The 479-nt window shown below is 54.5% G+C and carries 1 protein-coding gene; it reads left to right on the top strand.

Annotated features, from left to right (window positions below; all coding sequences use genetic code 11):
* Nucleotides 1-50 precede the first annotated feature (50 nt).
* Nucleotides 51-479: phage portal protein (locus tag PsWM33_RS27560; RefSeq protein WP_193778479.1), on the top strand; the 429-nt coding region annotated here is incomplete at its 3' end.

The following is a 479-nucleotide window of genomic DNA, read 5'->3' as shown; positions in this document are numbered from 1 at the left end:
AAGCGCACGGGCCGGGGCAGTCATCGTTTGCGGAAGGTGGAGTTTAGATAATGGGTGCATTTGCAAGATTTTTTGGCAGACGTAACAAGCCTGCAAAGCTGCCTGTTAAACAGCCGGGCGGGGCGGTGCGAAAATACAAAGCGGCCCGCCCGGATCGTCTTGTAAAGTTCAAGTTGATGGGGCTCAATTCATCCTTGATGCGCGATGCCCAGGAAGACTTGTTGGGGCTGGTTTCCCATAGCAGGGAGCAAAGCCAGAACAACGATTACCTGAAAGGCTTTTACTCTCATTTGCGGCGCAATGTTGTGGGCCGCAATGGCTTGCAGATTAAGCCGGTTGCCCGGCTTGGTGATGGCAATCTGGACCGGGACAGCAACAAGCTTATCCGGGACGGATTTTTGGAATGGAGCCGCAAGGGGATCTGCACCACCTGCGGCAAGTTCTCTTTTGCTGATAGCCAGCGCATCGCGCTTACAGCG

The sequence above is a fragment of the Pseudovibrio sp. WM33 genome, assembly GCF_001623165.1.
Lineage (GTDB): Bacteria > Pseudomonadota > Alphaproteobacteria > Rhizobiales > Stappiaceae > Pseudovibrio.
The sequence above is the reverse complement of the archived record's forward strand: the minus strand, read 5'-3'. Positions and strand labels throughout refer to the sequence as shown.